Annotated in this window: 19 protein-coding genes; 15 read left to right on the top strand and 4 right to left on the bottom strand. The window is 71.6% G+C overall.

The window, feature by feature from the left end; genetic code table 11:
• The first annotated feature begins 1 nt into the window (after position 1).
• From AC5WRL_RS22225 to AC5WRL_RS22215, 3 genes are all read left to right on the top strand, one after another.
• Positions 2-622, top strand: a complete 621-nt coding sequence (locus tag AC5WRL_RS22225; RefSeq protein WP_496090398.1) for a GNAT family N-acetyltransferase — start codon at positions 2-4, stop codon at positions 620-622.
• 96 nt (positions 623-718) lie between these two features.
• Complete coding sequence (locus AC5WRL_RS22220) at positions 719-2,407, top strand: IucA/IucC family protein (protein WP_496090440.1); 1,689 nt, start codon at positions 719-721, stop codon at positions 2,405-2,407.
• 54 nt (positions 2,408-2,461) lie between these two features.
• Entirely contained in the window at positions 2,462-4,474 is a 2,013-nt protein-coding gene (locus tag AC5WRL_RS22215) for an ATP-dependent DNA helicase (protein ID WP_496090397.1), read from the top strand.
• A gap of 40 nt (positions 4,475-4,514) precedes the next feature.
• Here the strand turns inward: AC5WRL_RS22215 and lexA are convergent, their stop codons facing one another.
• Positions 4,515-5,285 carry a transcriptional repressor LexA gene (gene lexA, locus AC5WRL_RS22210; protein WP_496090396.1) on the bottom strand — a complete coding sequence of 257 codons (771 nt, stop codon included), beginning with the start codon at positions 5,283-5,285 and terminating at the stop codon, positions 4,515-4,517.
• 435 nt (positions 5,286-5,720) lie between these two features.
• Between lexA and nrdR the strand changes: the two genes are divergently transcribed.
• The 6 genes from nrdR (at position 5,721) to rnhB (ending at position 12,271) form a co-directional block, all read left to right on the top strand.
• Complete coding sequence (gene nrdR / locus AC5WRL_RS22205; protein ID WP_496090395.1) at positions 5,721-6,245, top strand: transcriptional regulator NrdR; 525 nt, start codon at positions 5,721-5,723, stop codon at positions 6,243-6,245.
• Positions 6,246-6,379: 134 nt separating this feature from the next.
• Entirely contained in the window at positions 6,380-9,277 is a 2,898-nt protein-coding gene (locus AC5WRL_RS22200; protein ID WP_496090394.1) for a vitamin B12-dependent ribonucleotide reductase, read from the top strand.
• A 76-nt stretch (positions 9,278-9,353) separates the two neighbouring features.
• On the top strand, positions 9,354-10,139 hold the full coding sequence (locus AC5WRL_RS22195) for an SDR family oxidoreductase (RefSeq protein ID WP_496090393.1): 786 nt from the start codon (positions 9,354-9,356) through the stop codon (positions 10,137-10,139).
• Positions 10,140-10,169: 30 nt separating this feature from the next.
• Positions 10,170-10,778 carry a YdbC family protein gene (locus AC5WRL_RS22190; protein WP_496090392.1) on the top strand — a complete coding sequence of 203 codons (609 nt, stop codon included), beginning with the start codon at positions 10,170-10,172 and terminating at the stop codon, positions 10,776-10,778.
• A 42-nt stretch (positions 10,779-10,820) separates the two neighbouring features.
• Positions 10,821-11,504, top strand: a complete 684-nt coding sequence (locus AC5WRL_RS22185; RefSeq protein ID WP_496090391.1) for a histidine phosphatase family protein — start codon at positions 10,821-10,823, stop codon at positions 11,502-11,504.
• A gap of 62 nt (positions 11,505-11,566) precedes the next feature.
• Positions 11,567-12,271 (top strand): ribonuclease HII, encoded by a 705-nt coding sequence (rnhB, locus tag AC5WRL_RS22180; RefSeq protein ID WP_496090390.1) that lies wholly within the window; start codon positions 11,567-11,569, stop codon positions 12,269-12,271.
• 13 nt (positions 12,272-12,284) lie between these two features.
• On the opposite strand, the gene AC5WRL_RS22175 is transcribed toward rnhB, so the two are convergent.
• The gene (locus tag AC5WRL_RS22175; protein ID WP_496090389.1) at positions 12,285-14,495 is read right to left on the bottom strand and encodes a RecQ family ATP-dependent DNA helicase; all 2,211 of its coding nucleotides are present in this window, start codon (positions 14,493-14,495) and stop codon (positions 12,285-12,287) included.
• Positions 14,496-14,637: 142 nt separating this feature from the next.
• Here AC5WRL_RS22175 and AC5WRL_RS22170 point away from each other — a divergent pair, with 142 nt between their 5' ends.
• The 5 genes from AC5WRL_RS22170 (at position 14,638) to AC5WRL_RS22150 (ending at position 20,691) form a co-directional block, all read left to right on the top strand.
• Entirely contained in the window at positions 14,638-15,834 is a 1,197-nt protein-coding gene (locus AC5WRL_RS22170; RefSeq protein ID WP_496090388.1) for a DUF4192 domain-containing protein, read from the top strand.
• A gap of 32 nt (positions 15,835-15,866) precedes the next feature.
• A complete protein-coding gene (locus tag AC5WRL_RS22165) occupies positions 15,867-16,607 on the top strand; it encodes an NUDIX hydrolase (protein ID WP_496090387.1) in 741 nt (246 codons plus the stop codon).
• Between the two features lie 315 nt (positions 16,608-16,922).
• Positions 16,923-17,888, top strand: coding sequence for a FadR/GntR family transcriptional regulator (locus tag AC5WRL_RS22160; protein WP_496090386.1), 966 nt, complete (start codon positions 16,923-16,925; stop codon positions 17,886-17,888).
• Positions 17,889-18,160: 272 nt separating this feature from the next.
• Entirely contained in the window at positions 18,161-19,777 is a 1,617-nt protein-coding gene (locus tag AC5WRL_RS22155; protein WP_496090385.1) for an RNA polymerase sigma factor, read from the top strand.
• 89 nt (positions 19,778-19,866) lie between these two features.
• On the top strand, positions 19,867-20,691 hold the full coding sequence (locus tag AC5WRL_RS22150; protein ID WP_496090384.1) for a serine protease: 825 nt from the start codon (positions 19,867-19,869) through the stop codon (positions 20,689-20,691).
• 118 nt (positions 20,692-20,809) lie between these two features.
• Here the strand turns inward: AC5WRL_RS22150 and AC5WRL_RS22145 are convergent, their stop codons facing one another.
• Positions 20,810-21,040 carry a DUF7455 domain-containing protein gene (locus AC5WRL_RS22145; RefSeq protein ID WP_496090383.1) on the bottom strand — a complete coding sequence of 77 codons (231 nt, stop codon included), beginning with the start codon at positions 21,038-21,040 and terminating at the stop codon, positions 20,810-20,812.
• Between the two features lie 413 nt (positions 21,041-21,453).
• Here AC5WRL_RS22145 and AC5WRL_RS22140 point away from each other — a divergent pair, with 413 nt between their 5' ends.
• Positions 21,454-23,571 carry a DNA gyrase/topoisomerase IV subunit B gene (locus AC5WRL_RS22140; protein ID WP_496090382.1) on the top strand — a complete coding sequence of 706 codons (2,118 nt, stop codon included), beginning with the start codon at positions 21,454-21,456 and terminating at the stop codon, positions 23,569-23,571.
• Positions 23,572-23,586: 15 nt separating this feature from the next.
• On the opposite strand, the gene AC5WRL_RS22135 is transcribed toward AC5WRL_RS22140, so the two are convergent.
• Positions 23,587-24,501, bottom strand: coding sequence for a ferredoxin family protein (locus tag AC5WRL_RS22135; protein WP_496090381.1), 915 nt, complete (start codon positions 24,499-24,501; stop codon positions 23,587-23,589).
• Positions 24,502-24,598: the final 97 nt, after the last annotated feature.

Here is a 24,598-nt window from a genome sequence, read left to right as displayed (position 1 = left end):
CGTGTCCGTCCGCGAACCCGGCTGCGAGGACACCCTCGAACTGGAGCTGCCGCGCCCCGCCCCGTACGCCGCACCGGTCGGCGCCGTCGGCGACTGGGGCCCGGTGGCCACCGGGGGCGGGGAGTTCCGGCTGCTGCCGGTGGACCTGGAGCGCGATCTGGCGCTGCTCACCGGCTGGATGAACGACCCGGTGGTGGATCGCTACTGGGCGCTGGCCGGCCCCGCGGCCCGCACCGCCGAGCATGTCGGTGCCCAGCTGGCGGGCGACGGCCGCAGCGTGCCGTGCCTGGGGCTGCTGGACGAGCGGCCCATGAGCTACTGGGAGCTCTACCGGGCCGACCTCGACCCGCTCGCCCAGCACTACCCGGCACGACCGCAGGACACCGGGCTGCACCTGCTGATCGGCGCCGGCCGGGACCGGGGCCGCGGGCTCGGCGCGGAACTGCTGCGCGCGGTGTGCGAGCTGGTGCTGCGGCACCGCCCGCGCTGCGAGCGGATCGTGGCCGAGCCCGATGTCCGCAACGCCGCCTCCATCGCGGCCTTCCGGGGCGCCGGATTCCGCAAGGCGGCCGAGGCCGATCTGCCGGACAAGCGCGCCGCGATCATGCTCCGGGACCGCTGAGGGCGGATCCCGGCCGTCCATGTCCCCGACCGAGGAGTTCCCTTGCCCATATCCTCAGCGGCCTGGAACGACGCCGCGCGACAACTGCTCGCCAAGATGCTCGCCGAGTTCGCCTACGAGGGCGTCATCACCCCCGAGCCGGACCGCGCCGCCGGGCCCGGCGCGTACCGGCTGCCGGTCGCCCCCGGCACGGTCTACCGCTTCCGGGCCGCCCGGGGCGCGTACGGCCACTGGCGAATCGATCCTGCTTCGCTGCCCCCCGGCGCCGACCCGCTCGCCTTTGTCGCCGCCGCCCACGACACCGTGCTCGGCCTCAGCGGCGACACCCTGGGGCATCTGCTGCGCGAGCTGACCGCCACGCTCAGCGCCGACGCGGTGCTCGCCGAGGAGGCGCTGACCGCCGCCGAGCTGGCCGACCTCGACTACGCCGCGCTGGAGGGCCGCCAGACCGGCCATCCCTGGCTGGTCGCCAACAAGGGCCGGATCGGCTTCTCGGCCGCCGACACCGCCCGCTGGGCCCCCGAGGCGCGCACCCCGCGCGTACTGCCCTGGCTCGCGGTGCACCGGGATCTCGCCCGCTACCGGGGCGTGCCGGCGCTGGCCGACCCGGGCACGCTGTACGCCCAGGAGCTGTCCGAGCCGGTCCGCCGCGCCTTCACCGAGACCGTCGCCGGGGCCGGCCGGGCGCCGGAAGACTATCTGTGGCTGCCCGTCCACCCCTGGCAGTGGGACGAGACCATCGCACCGCTGTACGCCCCGCAGCTGGCCGCCGGCCGGCTGATCGAGCTGCCCGACGACGGGGAGCTGCGGTTGCCGCAGCAGTCGATCAGAACCTTCCTCAACATCAGCCGGCCGGCCGGCCGCAGCGTGAAGCTGCCGCTGTCCATCCTCAACACCCTGGTGTTCCGCGGGCTGCCCACCGAGCGGACGCTGGCCGCGCCCGCCGTCACCGGCTGGATCCACGGGCTGCGGGACGCCGACCCGTATCTGCGCGAGACCCGGGTGATCCTGCTCGGCGAGACGGCCTCGGTGACGGTGGCCCATCCGCTGTACGACCGGCTGCCCCAGGTGCCGTACCAGTTCCGGGAGCTGCTGGGCTGCATCTGGCGCGAGCCGATCGGGCCCGAGCTGGCGGCGGGGGAGAAGGCCCGCACGCTGGCGGCGCTGCTCCAGCGGGGACGGGACGGCCGGGCGCTGACGGCGGAGCTGGTGGGCCGCTCGGGGCTGCCGCCGGAGGTGTGGCTGAAGCGGCTGTTCGCGGCGCTGCTGCCGCCGTTGCTGCACTTCCTCTACCGGTACGGCACGGTCTTCTCGCCGCACGGGGAGAACGCCATCGTGGTCTTCGACGAACGGGAGGTGCCGGTACGGCTGGCGGTGAAGGACTTCGTCGACGATGTGAACCTCAGCGCCGAGCCGCTGCCGGAGTTCGACGACGTGCCGGCCGAGGTGCGTGAGGTGCTGCTGACCGAACCGGCGGACTTCCTGCCGCAGTTCATCCACTCGGGGCTGTTCGTGGGGGTGTTCCGCTATCTGGCCCCGCTGTGCGAGGAGCAGCTCGGGGTGGCCGAGGGCGAGTTCTGGTCACTCGTACGGGCGGAAATTCTGCGTTACCAGCAGCGCTTCCCGGAGCTGAAGAACCGTTTCGACTCCTTCGATCTGCTCGCCCCGCGCATCGCGCGGCTGTGCCTGAACCGTAACCGGCTGCATCTGGACGGCTACCGCGACCGGGCCGAGCGCCCGCACGCGGCGATCGACGGCACGGTGGCCAACCCGCTGCACGCCTGACCGAGGCCGATGTCGGCCGGGACTGTCAGTGGTGCCGCGTAAGGTGGCTCGCCTATGACTGTCACATCCGGGGGGCCGGCCCTCACCGACCTGCTGCACGCTGCCGTGACCGCCGTCGGCGGCAGCGAGCGGCCCGGCCAGATCGCGATGGCCCAGGCCGTCGCGGAAGCGATCGAAGGCGGCACGCATCTGCTGGCGCAGGCGGGCACCGGCACCGGGAAGTCCCTGGGCTATCTGGTGCCCGCGCTGGCCGGCGGCGACCGGGTGGTGGTGGCCACGGCCACCTTGGCGCTGCAACGGCAGCTGGTGGAGCGCGATCTGCCCCGTACGGTGGAGGCGCTGCGTCCGCAGCTGCGCCGCCGCCCGGAGTTCGCCACCCTGAAGGGGCGGGCCAACTATCTGTGTCTGCACCGGCTGCACGAGGGGGTGCCGCAGGACGAGGACCAGGGTCTGTTCGACCCCTTTGAAGCGGCTGCCGCGGCGGCCGAGCGCGGTGGCGGCGGGCCCAGCAGCAAGCTGGGCAAGGACTTGCTGCGGCTTCGGGACTGGGCGGACGAGTCGGAGACCGGTGACCGGGACGAGCTGACCCCGGGCGTGTCCGACCGGGCCTGGTCCCAGGTGTCGGTCTCCTCACGGGAGTGCCTGGGCGCGAGCAAGTGCGCCTACGGCGCGGAGTGTTTCGCCGAGGCCGCCCGGGAGCGCGCCAAGGTGGCCGATGTCATCGTGACCAATCACGCGCTGCTGGCGATCGACGCCATCGAGGGCGCGCCGGTGCTGCCGGGCCACGATGTGCTGATCGTGGACGAGGCGCACGAGCTGGTCTCCCGGGTCACCGGGGTGGCCACCGGAGAGCTGACCCCGGGCAGCGTCAGCCGGGCGGTGCGCCGGGCCGCCAAGATCGTGGACGAGAAGGCGGCGGACGCGATGCTCACCGCGTCCGAGAACTTCGAGCGGCTGATGGACACCGCGGAGCCGGGGCGGCTGACCGAGCTGCCCGAGGATCTGGAGTACGCCCTGGTGGCGCTGCGGGACGCCGCCCGTACGGTGATCACCGTGCTCGGCGCCACCCGGGACGCGGCGCTGAGCGATGAGGACGCGGTGCGCAAGCAGGCGCTGGCCTCGGTGGAGCATGTGCACGAGGTGGCCGAGCGGCTGGTCGAGCACGCGGAGTTCGATGTGATCTGGTGCGAACGGCACGACCGCTACGGTGCCTCGCTGCGGGTGGCTCCGCTGTCGGTGTCAGGGCTGCTGCGGGAGAAGCTGTTCACCGAGCGGTCGGTGGTGCTGACCTCGGCCACCCTCAAGCTGGGCGGCGACTTCAACGGGGTGGGGGCCTCGCTGGGGCTCGCGCCGGAGGGGGCGCACGGCACGGAGTATCCGGAGTGGAAGGGCCTGGATGTGGGCTCGCCCTTCGACTATCCCAAGCAGGGGATTCTGTATGTGGCCAAGCATCTGGCGACGCCCGGCCGGGAGGGCGGCCGGGCGGACATGCTGGATGAGCTGGCCGAGCTGATCGAGGCGGCCGGCGGGCGCACGCTGGGGCTGTTCTCCTCGATGCGGGCGGCGCAGGCGGCGGCCGAGGAACTGCGCGGGCGGCTGGAGATGCCGATTCTGCTCCAGGGTGAGGAGACACTGGGCGAGTTGATCCGGGCGTTCGCCGAGGACGCCCCGACGTGTCTGTTCGGCACGTTGTCGCTGTGGCAGGGCGTCGATGTGCCGGGCCCCAGCTGTCAGTTGGTCGTGATGGACCGCATTCCGTTCCCCCGGCCGGACGATCCGCTGCTCAGCGCACGGCAGAAGGCGGTGGAAGAGGCGGGGGGCAATGGGTTCATGGCGGTGGCCGCGACCCATGCGGCGCTGCTGATGGCCCAGGGGGCCGGCCGGCTGGTGCGGGCCACCGGTGACCGGGGCGTGGTGGCGGTGCTGGATCCGCGGTTGGCGAAGGCGCGGTACGGGAGTTTTCTGCGCTCCTCGATGCCGGACTTCTGGACGACCACGGACCGCAATCAGGTACGGCGCTCCCTGGCGGCGATCGACGCGGCAGCGCGGAACGCTGCCGCGTCCTGAGACGAGCCAGGGAGGGAGAAGGGTGCGGCGCGGGCTCGGGTCAGACGCGCCGCATGACGGCGACGACCTTGCCCAGGATGGTGGCTTCGTCGCCGGGGATGGGCTGGTAGGCGGTGTTGTGCGGCAGCAGCCAGACCTGGCCGTCCTCGCGCCGGAAGCGCTTGACGGTGGCCTCGCCGTCCAGCATGGCGGCCACGATGTCGCCGTTCTCGGCGACGGGCTGGCGGCGCACGGTGACCCAGTCGCCGTCGCAGATGGCGGCGTCGATCATCGAGTCGCCGACCACCTTCAGCACGAACAGCTCGCCGTCGCCGACCAGCTGGCGGGGGAGCGGGAAGACATCCTCCACGGACTCCTCGGCCAGGATCGGGCCACCTGCGGCGATCCGGCCGACCAGCGGCACATAGGAGGCGGCGGGCTTGCCCGCGGTGTCGGCGGGGGGCGGGGTGGGGGTCTCGGCGCCGCGTACCTCGTAGGCACGCGGCCGGTGCGGGTCGCGGCGCAGGAAGCCCTTGCGCTCCAGCGCCATCAGCTGATGGGCCACGGAGGAGGTGCTGGAGAGCCCGACGGCCTGGCCGATCTCGCGCATCGACGGCGGGTAGCCGCGCCGCTGCACCGAGTCACGGATCACCTCGATCACCCGCCGCTGACGGTCGGTGAGTCCGGAGCTGTCGGCCCTGATGCCGGGTGGGCGCCCCGGCAGCGAGCGGGCGGTGCCGCTCTCCGGCCGCAGTGCCGCTCCGTGCGATGCGGACAGCCGCTCCTGGCGGCGCTCAGCGGCGGTGATGGCGTCGTCTGCTGCGGTGGTCATGTCGGCCCCTTCGTGGTGGTACTCCCTAGTCAGACAACGGTAGTTGCTATCGAAAGGTTGCGCCAAACACACGTTCGAGTGAAATATCGCTGATCTGCTGACGTGGTCAGTTGCCGAGGTGTATGCGACGGCAACCGGTCACACGCTGATGCGATAGCCTCCCATGCGCGCGCCCGCCGCGCCATCACCGCCCACCCCTCCCGCGCCACGACACGCGGTCCAGGAGTGTTTGCGCCGTAACCCTAGATCTAGTGGTTTGATGATGCGCGACATCCCACAAGTTGTGGTCCCCGGTCATCATCGGTGACGGGGATCGCCTATGCTGGGGAGTGCTCAGGGGGTATGCCAGTGGCCCCCGTGAGAGCTGATGCGTGGTGTCGGAGAGCAGCTGGCGAGCACGCTGCGTCATCGCGGCCAGGAGAAGGGAGAGGTGGCATGCACTGCCCCTTCTGCAGGCACCCGGACAGCCGGGTCGTCGACAGCCGCACCGCGGACGACGGCACCATGATCCGCCGGCGCCGCCAGTGCCCGAGCTGCTCGCGGCGCTTCACCACGGTGGAGAACGCCTCACTGATGGTCATCAAGCGCAGCGGCGTCACCGAACCCTTCAGTCGTACCAAGGTCATCGCCGGGGTGCGCAAGGCGTGCCAGGGCCGCCCCGTCACCGAGGACGCGCTGGCCCTGCTCGGCCAGCGGGTGGAGGAAGCCGTCCGGGCCACCGGCAGCGCCGAACTCTCCACCCACGACGTCGGCCTGGCCATACTCGGCCCGCTCCGTGAGCTCGACCTGGTCGCCTATCTGCGGTTCGCGTCCGTCTACCGGGCGTTCGATTCGCTGGAGGACTTCGAGGCGGCCATCGCGGAGCTGCGCGGGCGGGAACCCGCCGCGCCCGGCGCGGAACACGCCGACGACGCCCAGGGCGCCGACAGCAAGGTCACGGTGCCGCCCGCCGCCGGATGAGCGGCAGCGGAGCCCGCACCGTAACCCCCCAGAACCGACCGGGGCGCACAGCCGCGCCCCGGCCATGAGAACAGACATCGTGACCGAGGAACAATCCGGTCACACCAGGGCGTTGTGCCCGACAGGGAGGCGGAATGACTGAGACGACGAGCGGCCCGGCACGCGGTGGTTCCCGTGCCAAGGGCGGCAAGGGCGTCGGAGGCAAGGCCGGAAAGGGGCTGCGGATCGATCGGGTCCACACCACCCCCGGCGTGCATCCGTACGACGAGGTGGTCTGGGAGCGCCGTGACGTCGTCATGACCAACTGGCGCGACGGCTCCGTCAACTTCGAGCAGCGTGGCGTCGAGTTCCCCGACAGCTGGTCGGTGAACGCGGTCAACATCGTCACCAGCAAGTACTTCCGGGGCGCGGTGGGCACGCCGCAGCGCGAGAGCAGCCTCAAGCAGCTCATCGACCGCGTGGTGCGCACCTACCGCGAGGCCGGGGAGAAGCACGACTACTTCGCCTCGCCGGCCGACGCCGAGATCTTCGAGCACGAGCTGGCGTACGCGCTGCTGCACCAGATCTTCAGCTTCAACTCGCCGGTGTGGTTCAACGTGGGCACCGCGCAGCCCCAGCAGGTCAGCGCCTGTTTCATCCTGTCCGTCGACGACTCGATGGAGTCGATCCTGGACTGGTACAAGGAAGAGGGGATGATCTTCAAGGGCGGCTCTGGGGCCGGCCTGAACCTCTCCCGGATCCGTTCCTCGAAGGAACTGCTGTCCTCCGGCGGCAACGCCTCGGGCCCGGTCTCCTTCATGCGCGGCGCCGACGCCTCCGCCGGCACCATCAAGTCGGGCGGCGCCACCCGCCGGGCCGCCAAGATGGTGGTGCTCGACGTGGACCACCCGGACGTCGAGGCCTTCATCGAGACCAAGGTGAAGGAGGAGGAGAAGATCCGGGCGCTGCGCGACGCCGGGTTCGACATGGATCTGGGCGGCGACGACATCACGTCGGTGCAGTACCAGAACGCCAACAACTCGGTGCGGGTGAACGACGAGTTCATGCGGGCCGTGGAGAGCGGCGGGAAGTACGCGCTCAAGGCCCGGATGACCGGCGAGACGGTCGAGGAGGTCGACGCCCGGTCGCTGTTCCGGAAGATGGCCGAGGCCGCGCACGCCTGCGCCGACCCCGGGATTCAGTACGACGACATGATCAACCACTGGCACACTTCGCCGGAGTCCGGCCGGATCAGCGCGTCCAACCCGTGCAGTGAGTACATGCACCTGGACAACTCCTCGTGCAACCTCGCCTCGCTGAACTTGATGAAGTTCCTGCGCGACGACGACCAGGGCCACCAGTCCTTCGACGCCGAGCGCTTCGTGAAGGTCGTCGAGCTGGTCATCACCGCGATGGACATCTCCATCTGCTTCGCGGACTTCCCCACCCACAAGATCGGTGAGACCACCCGCGCCTTCCGGCAGCTGGGCATCGGCTACGCCAACCTCGGCGCGCTGCTGATGGCCACCGGCCACGCGTACGACTCGGACGGCGGCCGGGCGCTGGCCGGCGCGATCACCTCGCTGATGACCGGCACCTCCTACCGGCGCTCCGCCGAACTGGCCGCGATCGTGGGCCCGTACGACGGGTACGCGCGCAACGCCGAGGCACACAACCGGGTCATGGAGCAGCACGCCCAGGCCAACACGGCTGCCCGGCGGACGGACGACCTGGACACCCCGGTGTGGGCGGCGGCCACCGAGGCATGGCAGGACGTGCTGCGTCTCGGCCGCAAGAACGGCTTCCGCAACGCCCAGGCATCGGTGCTGGCCCCCACCGGGACCATCGGCCTGATGATGGACTGCGACACCACGGGCATCGAGCCCGACCTGGCGCTGGTGAAGTTCAAGAAGCTGGTCGGCGGCGGGTCGATGCAGATCGTGAACAACACCGTGCCCAAGGCACTCAAGCGGCTCGGCTACCAGCCGGAGCAGATCGAGGCGATCGTCGCGCACATCGCCCAGCACGGCAATGTGGTGGACGCGCCCGGGCTGAAGGCCGAGCACTACGAGGTCTTCGACTGCGCCATGGGCGAGCGCACCATCTCGCCGATGGGACATGTGCGGATGATGGCCGCCGCCCAGCCGTTCCTGAGCGGGGCCATCTCCAAGACGGTCAACATGCCCAGCACCTCCACCGTCGACGATGTCGCGGAGATCTACCTCCAGGGCTGGAAGCTGGGCACCAAGGCGCTGGCCGTCTACGTGGAGAACAGCAAGGTCGGCCAGCCGCTGTCGGCGAAGAAGTCCGCCGCGAAGGAGAAGGAGGAGTCCGCCGCGGCGGCGGAGCCGGAGAAGGTGGTGGAGTACCGCCCGGTCCGCAAGCGGCTGCCGAAGGGCCGCCCCGGCATCACCACCTCCTTCACGGTGGGCGGCGCCGAGGGCTACATGACGGCCAATTCCTACCCGGACGACGGCCTGGGCGAGGTCTTCCTGAAGATGTCCAAGCAGGGCTCCACGCTGGCCGGGATGATGGACGCCTTCTCCATCGCTGTCTCGGTGGGCCTCCAGTACGGGGTGCCGCTGGAGACGTACGTCTCGAAGTTCACCAATATGCGCTTCGAGCCGGCCGGCATGACGGATGACCAGGACGTCCGGATGGCACAGTCCATCGTGGACTACATCTTCCGCCGCCTCGCGCTGGACTTCCTGCCGTTCGAGACCCGCTCGGCGCTGGGCATCCACACCGCCACCGAACGCCAGCGGCACCTGGACACCGGCTCGTACGAGCCGGTCGAGGAGGACCTGGACATCGAGGCGCTGGCCCAGTCCGCCCCGCGCGGCCAGGAGGCCGTCCCGTCGCGGCCGGAGCCGGAGGTGGCCGCCGAGGAAAGCCCGGCACCGCGTGAGGCGCACAGCTCCACGGAACTGCTGGAGATGCAGCTGGGCCTGAACGCGGACGCGCCGCTGTGCTTCTCCTGCGGCACGAAGATGCGCCGGGCCGGCAGCTGCTACCTGTGCGAGGGCTGCGGCTCCACCAGCGGCTGCAGCTGATCCACCCCGGGGGCCGGGGAAGGACCGTTCGGCGGTTCTTCCCCGGCCCTTGGGCGTTCGGGGCCACCATGGGGGGATGGCGGCGAAGAGCGGGGCGATCGTGGTGACCGGGGGGACGGGGACGCTGGGGCGGGAGGTGGTGCGGCGGCTGCTGGTGGACGAGCACGAGGTGCGGGTGCTCAGCCGGCATCCGCATCCGCGGGCCGACCGTACGCCCCGGGAGTGGGCGGTGGGCGATCTGGCCACCGGTGAGGGATTGGACGCGGCGCTGGAGGGGGCCCGTACGGTGGTGCACTGTGCCACCGCGCCGGCCAAGGACGACACGGTCGCCACCCGCAATCTGGTGGCGGCGGCGGTACGGGGGACGCGACCGCATCTGGTGTACGTCTCCATCGTGGGCGTCGACCGGGTGCCGCTGCGCTACTACCGGCACAAGCTGGCGTCCGAGCGGATCGTCGCAGAGTCGGGGCTGCCGTGGACCATGCTGCGGGCCACGCAGTTCCACGATCTGATCGCCCGGTTCAGCACGGCGCAGCGGCTGCTGCCGATGGTGTTCGCGCTGGGGGGCGGCGCCCGGGTGCAGCCGGTGGAGGTGCGGGAGGTGGGCGAGCGGCTGGCGGAGCTGGCGGTGGGGGAGCCGGCCGGGCGGGTCGCCGACTTCGGCGGTCCGCAGATCCGTACGCTGCGGGAGCTGGCGGAGCTGACGGTGCGCGCGGGGGGCGGGCGCCGGCCGGTGGTGCCGGTGCGGCTGCCGGGGAAGGTGATCCGCGCGGTGCGCCGGGGTGGGCTGCTGACGCCCGGGCACGCCGACGGGCACGGCACGTTCGAGGAGTTCCTGGCCGAACGCGGCGCGATGCGGTGAGCGTCCCCCGGATGGCCGTACGATGGCGCGGTGCTGGTCAAGTGGATGCGCTGCACCGTGATCGACCGAAGCGGCTTTCATCGGGGGCAGCAGGGATGGGCGGTTCTGCCCGGTGAGCCGGGGTTCCGGGGGCAGGGCGGCGGTTGGAGCCGACTGGAGCCGGGGGTGGTGCATCTGTTCGGCTTCTGGGAGAGCCGGTCGCTGTACGACTCCTTCATGGCGCACTCCCACGACCGCATCGCGGCCGGCCAGCGCGGCAGCTACCGGGATCTCACGGTGCGGCTGTTCGAGTACCGCTTCGATGTGAAGATGGGGTTCGAGCCGCGCTTCACGGACGCCGATCTGCTGCGGGTGGCGCACTGCCGGGTGCACGAGGACCGGGCCGAGCACTTCGCGCTGATGCAGGAGCGGGTGTGGAATCCGGCGATGGCCGGGTCGCCCGGCATGCTGCGCGGGGTCTTCGCCGAGGCGGCAGGCGATCACGAGTTCCTGACGCTGTCGATGTGGAACTCGGCGGCCGAACGCGCCAAGTACCGCGCCGAACGGGTGGAGCGGCTGGGGGTACGGGCCGGGACCGGGGACGATGTCGCCTCGCTCACCGGTGATGTCATCGATGTGGAGCCGTCCTGGACGGTGTGAGCCGTACGGGCGGCGCGGGCCGGTGCGAACTAGGCTGACGGCATGGCACAGCCCAGGCGCATCGTTCTGCTCCGGCACGGAGAGTCACAGGGGAACTTCGACGACTCGGTGTACGAGCGCATCCCCGACCATGCCCTGGAGCTCACGGACCAGGGGCGGCACCAGGCGGTGGAGGCCGGGGTGCGGCTGCGGGAGGTCTTCGACGGGGAGGGTGTCTCGGCGTATGTCTCCCCCTACCGGCGCACCTTGCAGACCTTCCAGTTGCTGGGGCTGGACCCCACACGGGTACGGGTACGGGAGGAGCCCCGGCTGCGCGAGCAGGACTGGGGCAACTGGCAGGACCGTGAGGACGTGCGGCGGCAGAAGCGGGCCCGGGACGCCTACGGGCACTTCTTCTACCGCTTCGCGCAGGGGGAGTCGGGCGCGGATGTGTACGACCGGGTGGGTGCCTTTCTGGAGAGTCTGTGGCGCAGCTTCGACTCGCCCGACCATCCGCCCAATGTGCTGCTGGTGACCCATGGGCTGACCATGCGGCTGTTCTGCATGCGCTGGCTGCACTGGTCGGTGGCGGAGTTCGAGTCGCTGTCCAATCCGGGCAACGGGGAGACCAGGGAGCTGCGGCTCGGCCGGGACGGCCGCTATCACATCGACCGCCCCTTCGAGCACTGGCACACTCCCGAGCGGCCTTTCGAGAGCGCGGGCACCCGGCCGCCGGGGCGCCGCTGAACTGCCCGTCCGAGTGCCCGGGTACGGGTGCGGGCGGGGTGGCGACTAGGCTTGGCGGCGTCATGGCCCACGAACCTCCTACCCATCGCGTCGAGCGGTCGCTTCGCGCCACCACCGGGGCGCGGCTCGTCGCCGGGGTGGACGAGGTCGGCCGTGGCGCCTGGGCCGGGCCGGTCACCGTGTGCGCCGCCGTCACCGGGCTGCGCCGCCCGCCCGAGGGACTGACGGACTCCAAGCTGCTCACCCCCGCCCGCCGGGTCGCGCTGGATGCGGTGCTCCGCGGCTGGGTGACCGCCCACGCGCTGGGTCATGCCTCGCCGCAAGAGATCGACGCACTGGGCATGACGGCCGCGCTGCGGCTGGCCGCCGTACGGGCCCTGGAGGGGCTGCCGGAGCGGCCCGACGCGGTGATCCTCGACGGCAAGCACGACTATCTGGGCGCGCCGTGGCAGGTGCGCATGGTGATCAAGGGCGACCTGTCCTGCGTGGCGGTGGCCGCCGCCTCGGTGATCGCCAAGGTCCACCGGGACGCGATGCTCGCCGAACTGGCCCGCGAGCACCCCGCCTTCGGGTTCGACAGCAACGCCGGCTATCCGTCGCCGGTGCACCGGGCCGCCCTTGAGGAGCACGGCCCCACCGAGCAGCACCGCCGTTCCTGGGCCTACCTCGACCAGTTGCCGCGCTGGCGCCATCTGAAGCTGCCCGCGCACCGGGAGGCCCCGGAGCGGGAGTCGCTGGAGGATGCCGGGCAACTGGGCTTCTTCTGATCCGGCCGGCCCCTCACGCCTGCACGGCCAGCACCAGCGGCAGTACCCCGGGTGCGCCGGCCGTACGCAGCAGCCGGGCCGCCAGGGCCAGTGTCCATCCCGATTCGGTGTAGTCGTCCACCAGCAGGACGGGCCCGCCGGCCGAGCGCAGCGCCTCGGTGAGCGCGTCGGACAGTTCGAGCGAGCCGTGCAGCGCGCGCAGCCGCTGGGCGCTGTTGCCGGGGGCGGCCGGTCCGCCCCGGCCGGTGTGGTGCACGGTGCCCAGCAGCGGGAGCCGGCCCACGGTGGCGATCCGTTCGCCCAGCGAGTGCACCAGCCGTGGCCTGGTCCTGGAGCCCAGCACCACGACCCCGGTCGGCCGGGCCGGGGCCTCGGGCTCGCCACAGGCCCAGCCGCCGGGCCCCTTGGCCCAGTCGGCGAGCATGGTGACCACGGCGTGGGCGACGTCGTCCGGGACCGGCCCGTCCCCGGCGCCCGGGGCCAGCAGGGGGCGCAGCCGGTTGCCCCAGCCGATGTCGGAGAGCCGGCCCAGGGCCCGGCCGGGCCCGGCCTGTTCCTGAGGCGGGATGCGTCCCTTGAGGTCCAGGCCGATGGAGGGCAGGCCGGTGGGCCACATCCGGCGGGGCTCCACGGCGGTGCCGGGCCGGGTCAGTTCGCCGTGGGCGGCGGACAGCGCGCCGGGGGCGACCACCGCGTCGAAGCGGGCGCCGGCGCAGTTGTCGCAGCGCCGGCAGGCGGTGGCCTCCGGGTCGTCCAGCTGCCGGCGCAGGAACTCCATCCGGCAGCCGGTCGCCGAGACGTAGTCGCGCATGGCCTGTTGCTCGGCCGTGCGCTGCCGGGCCACCCAGGCGTAGCGCTGGGTGTCGTACTCCCAGGGCTGCCCGGTGGCGGTCCAGCCGCCTTTGACCCGGCGTACCGCGCCGTCCACGTCGAGCACCTTGAGCATGGTCTCCAGCCGGGAGCGGCGCAGATCCACCAGCGGCTCCAGTGCGGGCAGCGACATGGGCGCGCCGGCTTCCGCCAGCGCCCGCAGGGTGAGCCGGACCTGTTCCTCGGCGGGGAAGGCCAGGGAGGCGAAGTAGCGCCAGATGGCCTCGTCCTCGGGGCCGGGCAGCAGCAGGACCTCGGCCTGCTCCAGGGCGCGCCCTGCGCGGCCGATCTGCTGGTAGTAGGCGATGGGGGAGGAGGGGGAGCCGAGGTGGACGACGAAGCCCAGGTCGGGTTTGTCGAATCCCATGCCGAGCGCGGAGGTGGCGACCAGCGCCTTGACCCGGTTGGCGAGCAGATCGGCCTCGGCGGCCTCGCGGTCGGCGCTCTCGGTGCGGCCGGTGTAGGAGGCGACCGTGTGGCCGCGGGAGCGCAGATAGGCGGTGACCTCCTCGGCGGCGGCGACGGTGAGGGTGTAGATGATGCCGGACCCCGGCAGTTGTTCCAGATGTCCGTCCAGCCAGGCCAGCCGGTGGGCGGCGTCCGGCAGCCGCAGCACGGACAGCCGCAGGCTCTCGCGTTCCAGCGGCCCGCGCAGCACCAGGGTCGCGCCCTCGGCGGTGCTGTCGGCGCCGGTCTCCAGTTGTTCGGCGACGTCGGCGGTCACCCGGGCGTTGGCGGTCGCGGTGGTGGCCAGTACGGGAACCCCGGTGGGCAGCTCGGACAGCAGGGTACGCAGTCTGCGGTAGTCGGGGCGGAAGTCGTGGCCCCAGTCGGAGATGCAGTGGGCCTCGTCGACCACCAGCAGGCCGGTGGCGGAGGCCAGTTCGGGCAGCACCTCGTCGCGGAAGTCGGGGGAGTTGAGGCGCTCGGGGGAGACCAGCAGGACATCCACCTGGCCCGCGGCCACCTCGTCGCGGATGGCGGCCCACTCCTGGGGGTTGGCGGAGTTGATGGTGCGGGCCTCGATGCCGGCCCGGCGGGCGGCGTCGATCTGGTTGCGCATCAGTGCGAGCAGCGGCGAGATGATCACGGTGGGGCCGCGGCCCCGCTCGCGCAGCAGGGCGGTGGCCACGAAGTAGACGGCCGATTTGCCCCAGCCGGTCCGCTGGACGACCAGGGCCCTGCGCCGGTGGGACACCAGTGCCTCCACGGCACGCCACTGGTCGGGGCGCAGCCGGGCGGTGCCGGTGGGATCGCCCACCAGCCGCGCGAGGACGGTGTCGGCCGCCGCGCGCAGGTCATCGGGATCGGAGGGGGAAAGCGGGTCGGGCCCCGCGGTGGTCTGCTGCTCCATGCGTCCCATGCAAACGGAAAGGGCGGCGGGAAGCGAATGAGGGCTGTGGAAAACCATCAGGACAATCCGCAAATAGAACTGTATGTGCAGGGTTGTGGATAACTTTCAGCACGGATCGGCCGATGTCAGGCACAGTCATCGCATGACTTCACACGGCAACATCACCCAGCCCATCACCGCCCTCGACTCGGACGTCACGCTGAGCAGCCCGGGCGACCTCGCCGACGCCCTTCCGTATCTGCTCGGCTACCACCCCGAGGACTGCGTCGTGATCGCGGGACTCTACGGACCCCGCAGCCGGGTCGTCGGCCGGATCCGCGCCGCACTGCCCGGCGACCCCGCGGAATGGCCCGCCCACGCCGAGGCACTGGCCGGCGCCCTGGCGACCGGCGGCGCGCCCGGCCTCGGCGAGCTGACCGGCGCGGTCGTCTACCTGTGCCCCAACGCCGACGACCCCGGCACCGGCCGGGAGGGGATGGAACGACTGCGGCCCCTGGCCCAGTTGCTGCGCACCGCCTGTGGGGCCCGGGACATCCCGGTGTGCGACGTCCTGTTCATCACCCGGGGCCGTTTCTGGTCGTACGTCTGTGTCCGCAGTGGCTGCTGCGACGCGGACGGCAGCCCGCTGCCCGAGGCCGGCACCACCGCGCTGGCCGCCGCCTCGGCCGTCTGCGGGATCCGTGTCCAGGGCACCCAGCGTGAGCTGGAGCGGCGGATCCGTCCGCTGCGCGGGCACCTGGTGGCCCGCCAGGTCAGGGAGCTGGACGCGGCGGCCCGGGCCATGATGCCCAGGCTGCTGGGCCCGGACGCGGCGGCGGTGCGCCAGGAGACGCTGGACCTCGCACGCCGGCTGGTGAGCCGGCTGCGCCGGGCCCCGTCATCGGCCGCCGTCCCGGCCCAGCGGCGGCCGGACGAGGCCGGGGAAGCCCGGGGCAAGCAGACGGCACCGGCGCACCACGACGATCGTGACGACGCGCTGATCTCCTCGGACGAGGCGGCCCGGATGATTCTCGGCCTCCAGGACCTGGCCCTGCGGGACACCTTCGCCGAATGGATGGAGGGACCCGACGCCGCCCCGGCCCTTCGGCTGTGGCGGGCCCTGGCCCGGCGCTGCGTCGCGGCCTACGAGGGACATGCCGCCCCGCCGCTCACGCTGGCCGGCTGGGTCTCGTGGTGCACCGGAGACGCGGTCGGCGCCCGGATCGCCCTGATGCGGGCGCTGGAGACCGACCCCGAGTATCTGTTCGCCGCGTTGGTGCACCAGGCGATGAACGAGGGCATGGAGCCCGAGCCGCTGCGCCGCTGCATGCGGCAGCAGCGGTCCTTCCGAAGGCTCTGATGTGGTGTCATGCGGAGCCCTATGATCACGGCATGCCCTACGACCCGTCCGACTTCCCACCCTTCGCCGTCACCGTCGATCTGGTCGTGCTCACGGTCCGCGGGCACGCGCTGTGCGCCCTCACCGTGCGGCGGGGTGAGGAGCCCTACCGGGGCAGATGGGCCCTGCCCGGCGGCTTCGTCAGAGCAGGTGAATGCCTGGATTCGGCGGCGGCCCGGGAGCTGGCGGAGGAAACCGGGCTGCGGGCGCACGGTGAGGGCAGCCGGCTGGCCGGGGCGCATCTGGAACAACTGGCCACCTACGGCGATCCCGACCGTGACCCGCGCATGCGGGTGGTCAGTGTGGCGCATCTGGTGCTGGCTCCTGATCTTCCGGCCCCGGTGGCCGGCGGTGACGCGGGCGGCGCGGAGTGGAAGCCGGTGCGCTCCCTGCTCGGCGACGCGACGGGACGGCCCGTCGAGGAACTGGCCTTCGACCACGCGCGGATCCTGGCCGACGGAGTGGAACGCGCTCGTTCGAAGATCGAATACTCCTCGCTCGCCGCCGCGTTCTGCCCCGCCGAGTTCACCGTGGGCGAGCTGCGCAGGATCTACGAGGCGGTGTGGGGAGTCTCCCTGGACCCCCGGAACTTCCACCGCAAGGTGACCGGCACCCCCGGCTTCCTGGTGCCGGTCGGTGGCACCACCACCCGCCAGGGAGGCCGCCCGGCCCAGTTGTTCAGGGCCGGCGGGGCCACGATCCTCAACCCGCCGATGCTGCGCCCGGAGGTGTGATCCACCGGCGCAAACATCGGAACGCGATGTTTGTGTCCGGTTCCGGAGGTGATCGCCCGATGTCGGCATCGGCGCATCCGGTTTGCCGCCCGGTGCCCGCAGCGCCGGAGTGGGCCGGCCCATGACCGGCTCCGGGCGAAAGACCTGCTCAGTGAGGCCATCAGGGCCAGCATCGCGGGGAGTTGCCCGGGCCGGGTACACCGGTGGGACCGTCCGTGTGCCCAACTGCCCGGAGCTTCCCGGCATTGCCAGCGAGAAGTCCATTTCCGTCCGATTAGGCGTCAATTATGTGGGAGGCGCCGATCACCCTTTCGTGTGCTTTTCACCAAAGACCTCAAGGTGGTTGCGAGGTCCGCCGACAAAGGAGGCGTGACTACCCTTGCGCACTCGATGATGACCGCCACCCGTTCCACCGACTCCGGCCCGGCCGGTGGCGGTGGCCTCGACCGCTACTCCTACGCCGAGTCGACCGGCTCCGCGCGTACCACCAACGCCCCCGTGTGGGAAGGGGCTGACGCCGATCTCGGCCGGGTCGGCCGCCGTGCCGCCGGCAGCCGGGGCCGCGGGCTGCACGGTCAACTCGTCCAGCAGCTCGGTCAGATGATCGTCTCCGGCGACCTGGGCGCCGACCGTCCGCTGGTTCCCGAGGAGATCGGGCAGCGGTTCGAGGTCTCGCGCACCGTGGTCCGCGAGTCGCTGCGGGTCCTGGAGGCCAAGGGGCTGGTCAGCGCCCGGCCCAACGTCGGCACCCGGGTCCGTCCGGTGGGCGACTGGAATCTGCTCGACCCCGACATCATCGAGTGGCGCGCCTTCGGCCCGCAGCGCGAGGACCAGCGCCGCGAGCTGTCCGAGCTGCGGCTCACCATCGAGCCGCTGGCCGCCCGGCTGGCCGCCGGGGACATCCGGGAGGAGGTGCGTCAGCGGCTGGCCGACATGGTGGAGATCATGAACCACGCGCTCGGCCAGGGCGACGCGCTCACCTTCTCCCGGGCGGACGCCGAGTTCCACTCGCTGCTGCTCCAGGGCGCCGGCAACCGGATGCTGGAGCACCTGTCCGGCATCGTGGCCGCCGCCCTCCAGGTCTCCGGCGGGGCGATCTCCGGCTGCGAGCACCCCTCGGAGGCGTCCCTGGCACTGCACCAGCGGATCCTGGACGCCATCAGCTCCGGGGAGCCGACCGCCGCCGAGTCGGCCATGCGGGGGCTCCTCGCCATCCACTCCGAGCCGGCCGCCCCGGCCGGTGCCGCGGACCACGTGGTGCCCGCCCCCCGCGAGCACTGAGCGGATCGCGCACGTCGCCGGAGCCACCCCGGGCAGGCTCTGGCGACGTCGCGGCCCCGGCCCGATACAGTCGGGCGTGCGATGTGACTCGGGACACGCGAGAGCGGCGTAACACTTCGGGAAGCAGCGCGATGATTCAAGAGGTGGCCGCGGTGGCCGGTCCAGCGGGCCGCTCCGCATCCGCCACCGGTGGCCCGTCCGGCCACCGGTTGTGGCTCCGCTTCCCGTGAGTGGCGCCCAAGCCGTTTCCCAGAGTTTCCGAGAGGTTGTTCGTGTCGGTCAGCACTTCCCGTACTCTCCCCGCGGAGATCGCCGAATCCAATTCTGTGATGGCGCTCATCGAGCAGGGAAAGGCCGAGGGGCAGATCGCCGGCGATGACGTGCGCCGGGCCTTCGAGGCCGACCAGATTCCGTCAACCCAGTGGAAGAACGTTCTGCGCAGCCTCAACCAGATCCTCGACGAGGAGGGCGTGACGCTGATGGTGAGTGCCGCCGAGGCCCCCAAGCGCACCCGGAAGAGTGCCGCCGCGAAGACGTCGGCCAAGCGCACGGCGGCCAAGACGGTCGCCGCCAAGACCGTCTCCGTCCATCAGGCCACCGCCACCGCCCGCCCGGGTGCCACGGTCACCGACACCGAGGGCGTCGAGCCCGCGGACGGTTCCCCGACCGGCGCCAAGAAGGCCGCGGCGAAGAAGTCCGCGGCCAAGAAGACCACCGCGAAGAAGGCCGCCGCCAAGAAGGCGCCCGCGAAGAAGGCCACCGCCAAGAAGACCGCGGTGAAGAAGACCTCCGCCAAGAAGGAGGTCGTCGACGAGCTCATCGACGGCGACGAGGACGGTCTGGAGGAGTCGGCGGCGGAGCGCGCGGCCAAGGGCGGCAAGCTCGCCGAGGGCCCCGACGGCAAGCCCGAGAACGAGGGCTTCGTCCTGTCCGACGAGGACGAGGACGACGCCCCCGCCCAGCAGGTCGCCGCCGCCGGAGCCACCGCCGACCCGGTCAAGGACTACCTCAAGCAGATCGGCAAGGTCCCCCTGCTCAACGCCGAGCAGGAGGTGGAGCTGGCCAAGCGCATCGAGGCCGGGCTCTTCGCCGAGGACAAGCTGGCGGGTTCGGACAAGATCGCCCCCAAGCTCAAGCACGAGCTGGAGATCATCTCCGAGGACGGCCGGCGCGCCAAGAACCACCTGCTGGAGGCCAACCTCCGGCTGGTCGTCTCGCTGGCCAAGCGCTACACCGGCCGCGGCATGCTCTTCCTGGACCTGATCCAGGAGGGTAACCTCGGTCTGATCCGCGCGGTGGAGAAGTTCGACTACACCAAGGGCTACAAGTTCTCCACGTACGCCACCTGGTGGATCCGGCAGGCCATCACCCGCGCCATGGCCGACCAGGCCCGCACCATCCGGATCCCGGTGCACATGGTCGAGGTCATCAACAAGCTCGCCCGCGTCCAGCGGCAGATGCTCCAGGACCTGGGCCGCGAGCCCACCCCGGAGGAGCTGGCCAAGGAGCTGGACATGACGCCCGAGAAGGTCGTCGAGGTCCAGAAGTACGGGCGCGAGCCGATTTCCCTGCACACCCCGCTGGGCGAGGACGGCGACAGCGAGTTCGGTGACCTCATCGAGGACTCCGAGGCCGTGGTCCCGGCCGACGCCGTCAGCTTCACCCTTCTGCAGGAGCAGCTGCACTCCGTCCTGGACACCCTCAGCGAGCGCGAGGCCGGCGTGGTCTCCATGCGCTTCGGTCTCACCGACGGCCAGCCCAAGACGCTGGACGAGATCGGCAAGGTCTACGGCGTGACCAGGGAGCGGATCCGCCAGATCGAGTCCAAGACCATGTCCAAGCTGCGGCACCCCTCCCGCTCCCAGGTGCTCCGCGACTACCTCGACTGACATACGGCCGGCGGCCCGTTCCGGATGCGCGAACGGGCCGCCGCGATGACGCTGGGTGACGAAACGACCTCGTAGGGTCAGGAGTCCCCATGTCGTACTTTCCCCGGCCGCTGCTCTTCTCCCTGCTCACGGCCCTGCCCGCCGCCCTGCTGCCCGGCTCCGCCACCGCCGACGAACAGATCGTGGGCGGCTCCCCGGTGTCCGTCTCCGAGCACCCCTGGGTGGTCGCCCTGGCCAGCCGGGAGCGGTACGGCGAGGCCCGCTCGGGGCAGTTCTGCGGTGGCGCGCTGGTCGGCGCGGACACCGTGGTCACCGCCGCGCACTGTGTGAGCCCCGAGGTGCTCGGCCGCCCCGCCGATGAGCCGGGCGATCTGCTGGTGATCGCCGGCCGGGACGATCTCTCCCGGGGCGCCGGGCGTGAGGTGCCGGTGCGCGAGATCGCTGTCCATCCCGGATACGACGCCCGTACCCACGCGGGCGATCTCGCGGTGCTCACGCTGACCGAATCGTTGCCCGCCGCCGACGCCATCCGGGTGGCCGGGCCGGGGCACCCCGGCTACGCCGCCGGGACCCCGGCCCTGGTGCACGGCTGGGGGGACACCACGGGCAGCGGCGGCTACGCCGAGCTGCTGCGGGCGACCGCCGTGCTGATGCTGCCGGACGACGACTGCGCGCGTGCCTACGAGGCGGTGGGCGGCGGCTTCGACGCGGAGTCCATGGTGTGCGCGGCGGCTCCGCAGGGCGGCCAGGACGCCTGCCAGGGCGACAGCGGTGGCCCGCTGGTGGCGGCCGGCGCGCTGGTGGGCCTGGTGTCCTGGGGCACCGGCTGCGGTGACCCGGCCTATCCCGGCGTCTACACCAGGGGCTCGCTGGTCGCGGATCTCCTCGGCCAGGACGGCCGCCGCGGCGACTGAACGGTTTCAGTGACGGGAACGGGCGGTCTCCCCGGTGACACCGGGGAGACCGCCCGTGGTCCGTCCATGTGCGGACCGGCCCGTCGTGAGGGGCGGGGAACGCGGTACGGCGTACGAGTCAGCGCTCGTCGTCGCCCGCGCTGGCCGGAGTCGCGGTGAGCTTCTCCGTCTCGTCCTGTATTTCCGCGGCGATCTTCTTGAGCTCGGGCTCGAACTTGCGCCCGTGATGGGCGCAGAACAGCAGATCGCCGCCGCTGGTGAGGACCACGCGCAGATACGCCTGGGCACCACAGCGGTCGCAGCGGTCCCCAGCCGTCAGCGGGGTCGCGGGAGTCAGAACAGTAGTCACGTCGCCTCTTCTCTAGCTCGACGAGCTGTCGTACCAGGGTCAACATCCAACCAGGCCGAAAACGTTCCCGCTCGCGGCATTCTTCCCCGAAAATCGCCGGTCGAGGTGGCCGAACGCTGCCGGTGGCGGCGAATGAGCCGTATCGCAGTGTGTGTGGACAGTCGTGGATGTGGTCGGGTACTTCGGTGTATCCGGTCCTGCTCTGTTCAGGAGGACGTGCCCGGAGCCTAAATGGTTCATGCCTCAAAGGGAACGTGATGTACACGTCACCCGAAAGAGTTATCGAACATGGGATCGATTTCGGATGGTTCCGGACACTCCCCCGGGGAGTGCACAACCGCTCTACAGGGCCTCGGTACCCTCTGAGCGGCGAACCCGCCACCCAAAGCAGAATTCAGCGAGGAGCGAACTGCGTGACCGCCGACACGTCCGTGCCGTCTACCGCATTGCTGACCGGAAGTGACACCGGTGGCAATTACACCGCGCGGCACCTGCTCGTTCTTGAGGGCCTTGAGGCGGTGCGCAAGCGCCCCGGCATGTACATCGGCTCCACCGACAGCCGCGGGCTCATGCACTGCCTGTGGGAGATCATCGACAACTCCGTCGACGAGGCCCTGGGCGGCCACGGCGACCGGATCGAGGTCATCCTCCACGAGGACGGCTCGGTCGAGGTCCGCGACAACGGCCGCGGCATCCCCGTCGACATCGAACCCAAGACCGGCCTGTCCGGGGTCGAGGTCGTGATGACCAAGCTGCACGCCGGCGGAAAGTTCGGAGGCGGCGCGTACGCGGCCTCCGGCGGTCTGCACGGCGTCGGCGCCTCCGTCGTCAACGCCCTGTCCGCCCGGCTCGACGTCGAGGTCGACCTGAACGGCGCCACCCACGGCATCAGCTTCCGGCGCGGCACCCCCGGCATCTTCACCGAGTCCGGGTCCGAGGCGCCCTTCGACCCGGGAAGCGGCCTGCTCAAGGGCAAGAAGATCCCGAAGAGCAGGACCGGCACCCGGGTGCGCTACTGGGCCGACCGGCAGATCTTCCTCAAGGACGCCAGGCTGTCCCTGGAGACCCTGTACGCCCGCGCCCGGCAGACCGCCTTCCTGGTCCCCGGCCTCACCCTGATCGTCCGTGACGAGCGCGGCACCGACGGCGCGGCCCCCACCGAGGAGACCTTCCACTACGACGGCGGCATCAGCGAATTCTGCGAGTACCTGGCGCAGGACAAGCCGATCTGCGACGTCCAGCGGCTGCGCGGCTCCGGAACCTTCAAGGAGACCGTCCCCGTCCTGGACGACCGCGGCCACATGATCCCGACCGAGGTCAAGCGGAACCTGGACGTGGACATCGCGCTGCGCTGGGGCACCGGATACGACACCACGGTCAAGTCCTTCGTCAACATCATCGCCACCCCCAAGGGCGGCACCCATGTCTCCGGCTTCGAGCGCGCGGTCACCCAGACCGTGAACGAGGTGCTGCGCGCCACCAAGCTGCTGCGGGTCGCCGAGGACAACGTCGTCAAGGACGACGCCCTGGAGGGCCTCACGGCGGTGGTCACCGTACGGCTGGCCGAGCCGCAGTTCGAGGGGCAGACCAAGGAGGTGCTGGGCACCTCGGCCGCCTCCCGGATCGTGCTCCAGGTGGTCTCCAAGGAGCTGAAGGCGTTCCTGACCTCCACCAAGCGGGACGACAAGCAGCAGTCCCGTACCGTCCTGGAGAAGGTGGTGGCGGCCTCCCGCACCCGGATCGCCGCCCGGCAGCACAAGGAGGCGCAGCGCCGCAAGACCGCCCTGGAGTCCTCCGCGCTGCCCGCCAAGCTGGCCGACTGCCGCAGCGACGACGTGGACCGCAGCGAACTGTTCATCGTCGAGGGGGACAGCGCGCTGGGCACCGCCAAGCTCGCCCGGAACTCGGAATTCCAGGCGCTGCTGCCCATCCGGGGGAAGATCCTCAACGTCCAGAAGTCCTCCGTCTCCGACATGCTGAAGAACGCCGAGTGCTCGGCCATCATCCAGGTGATAGGAGCCGGCTCCGGGCGCACCTTCGACATCGACCAGGCCCGCTACGGCAAGGTGATCTTCCTCGCGGACGCCGATGTCGACGGCGCGCACATCCGCTGTCTGCTGCTGACCCTCTTCCAGCGCTACATGCGGCCCATGGTCGAGCAGGGCCGGGTCTTCTCGGCGGTGCCGCCGCTGCACCGCATCGAGCTGAGCAATCCGAAGAAGGGCCAGGACAAGTACCTGTACACCTACTCGGACAACGAGCTGCGGCAGACCCTGCTGGACCTGGACCGGCGCGGGACGCGCTACAAGGACGCCATCCAGCGCTACAAGGGGCTGGGCGAGATGGACGCCGACCAGCTGGCGGAGACCACCATGGATCCCCGGTTCCGCACCCTGCGGCGGATCAACATCAGCGACCTGGAGGCGGCCGAGACCGCGTTCAGCCTGCTGATGGGCAACGAGGTCGCCCCGCGCCGCGAGTTCATCACCAATTCGGCGGCCACCTTGGACCGGTCGCGGATCGACACCTGATCCGGCCGGAGACGATTACGGCAGCGGGCGGACGGCGGTGACCGTCATCCGGGTCTGCGGCAGCGCGGCGGCGCCGCAGCTCGCGGGCAGCGCCGGACCGCCCGCCGCCGTGTCCACGATGACGGCCCAGCGGCGGCCGTCGGTGTGCCGTACGGTCAGCACCGCCGTCGCGCCCGGGCCGCCGTCACCACCGCTCCCGTCGACCGTGAGGGCGTCCGGGCCCTCCTCGCCGGTCAGCTCGCGCACCGCCAGCTCCGCCGCCTGACCGGGACGGTCCCACGCGGACCGTCCCCGGCAGTGGCCGGTGGCCACCCGGCCCTCGCGCAGCGCGGTGGCCACCTCCTTGACCAGCGGCGCCGAGGCCCGGCCGTAGGCGTACCCGTGCGGCAGCATCAGCAGCGTCGGGGCGAACCGGTGGCCGCCGATGTGGGTGATCTCCCAGGACTCGACGCCGCCGCCGACCGCCAGCTCGGCGGCCAGCGGCCGGCCCAGCTGGGCGCAGCAGCGATCGCGCCGGCCATTGGTGCACACCAGGGCGAGCGGATCGCCGTCGTACGGGTCCCCGACGCCGTCGTGCTCGCCGCCGCCCAGCCGGGTGAAGTCCAGGCCGAGCAGGTCGTGCGGGTCGGTGGTGCGCAGCAGCCGCAGCCAGGAGCGGCCGGGGCGGGTGTGGGCGAGATAGACGCGCCGCGGCAGGTCCGCGGCGTCGGCCGGCGGGCGGCCGGGGCGGCGGATGAGGGCCACCCGGACGCCGGTGCCATCCGTCGCGGACTCCAGCGCGGCGCCCAGCCCGGGGTCCAGCCGGCTGCCGGTCAGGGCCTGCGGGCCCCAGGGGCCCGGCTGCTCCAGCAGCAGCCAGGTGGTGGCGGTGGCGGCGGTGCCCGCCAGTGGTTCCTCGCGCGTCCAGGACGCGGTCGCGCACATGCTCACATAGGTGAGCCTAACCTCTGCTGCCCCTCCCGGCCCGTCGGTGACCCGGCCGGGGTCCCTGGAGGCGGGACCCCGGCCGGGGAGGCGCGTCCGGCGC

The organism is Streptomyces sp. NTD107 (genome assembly GCF_059510435.1).
This window is presented reverse-complemented; position numbering and strand designations above follow the sequence as displayed.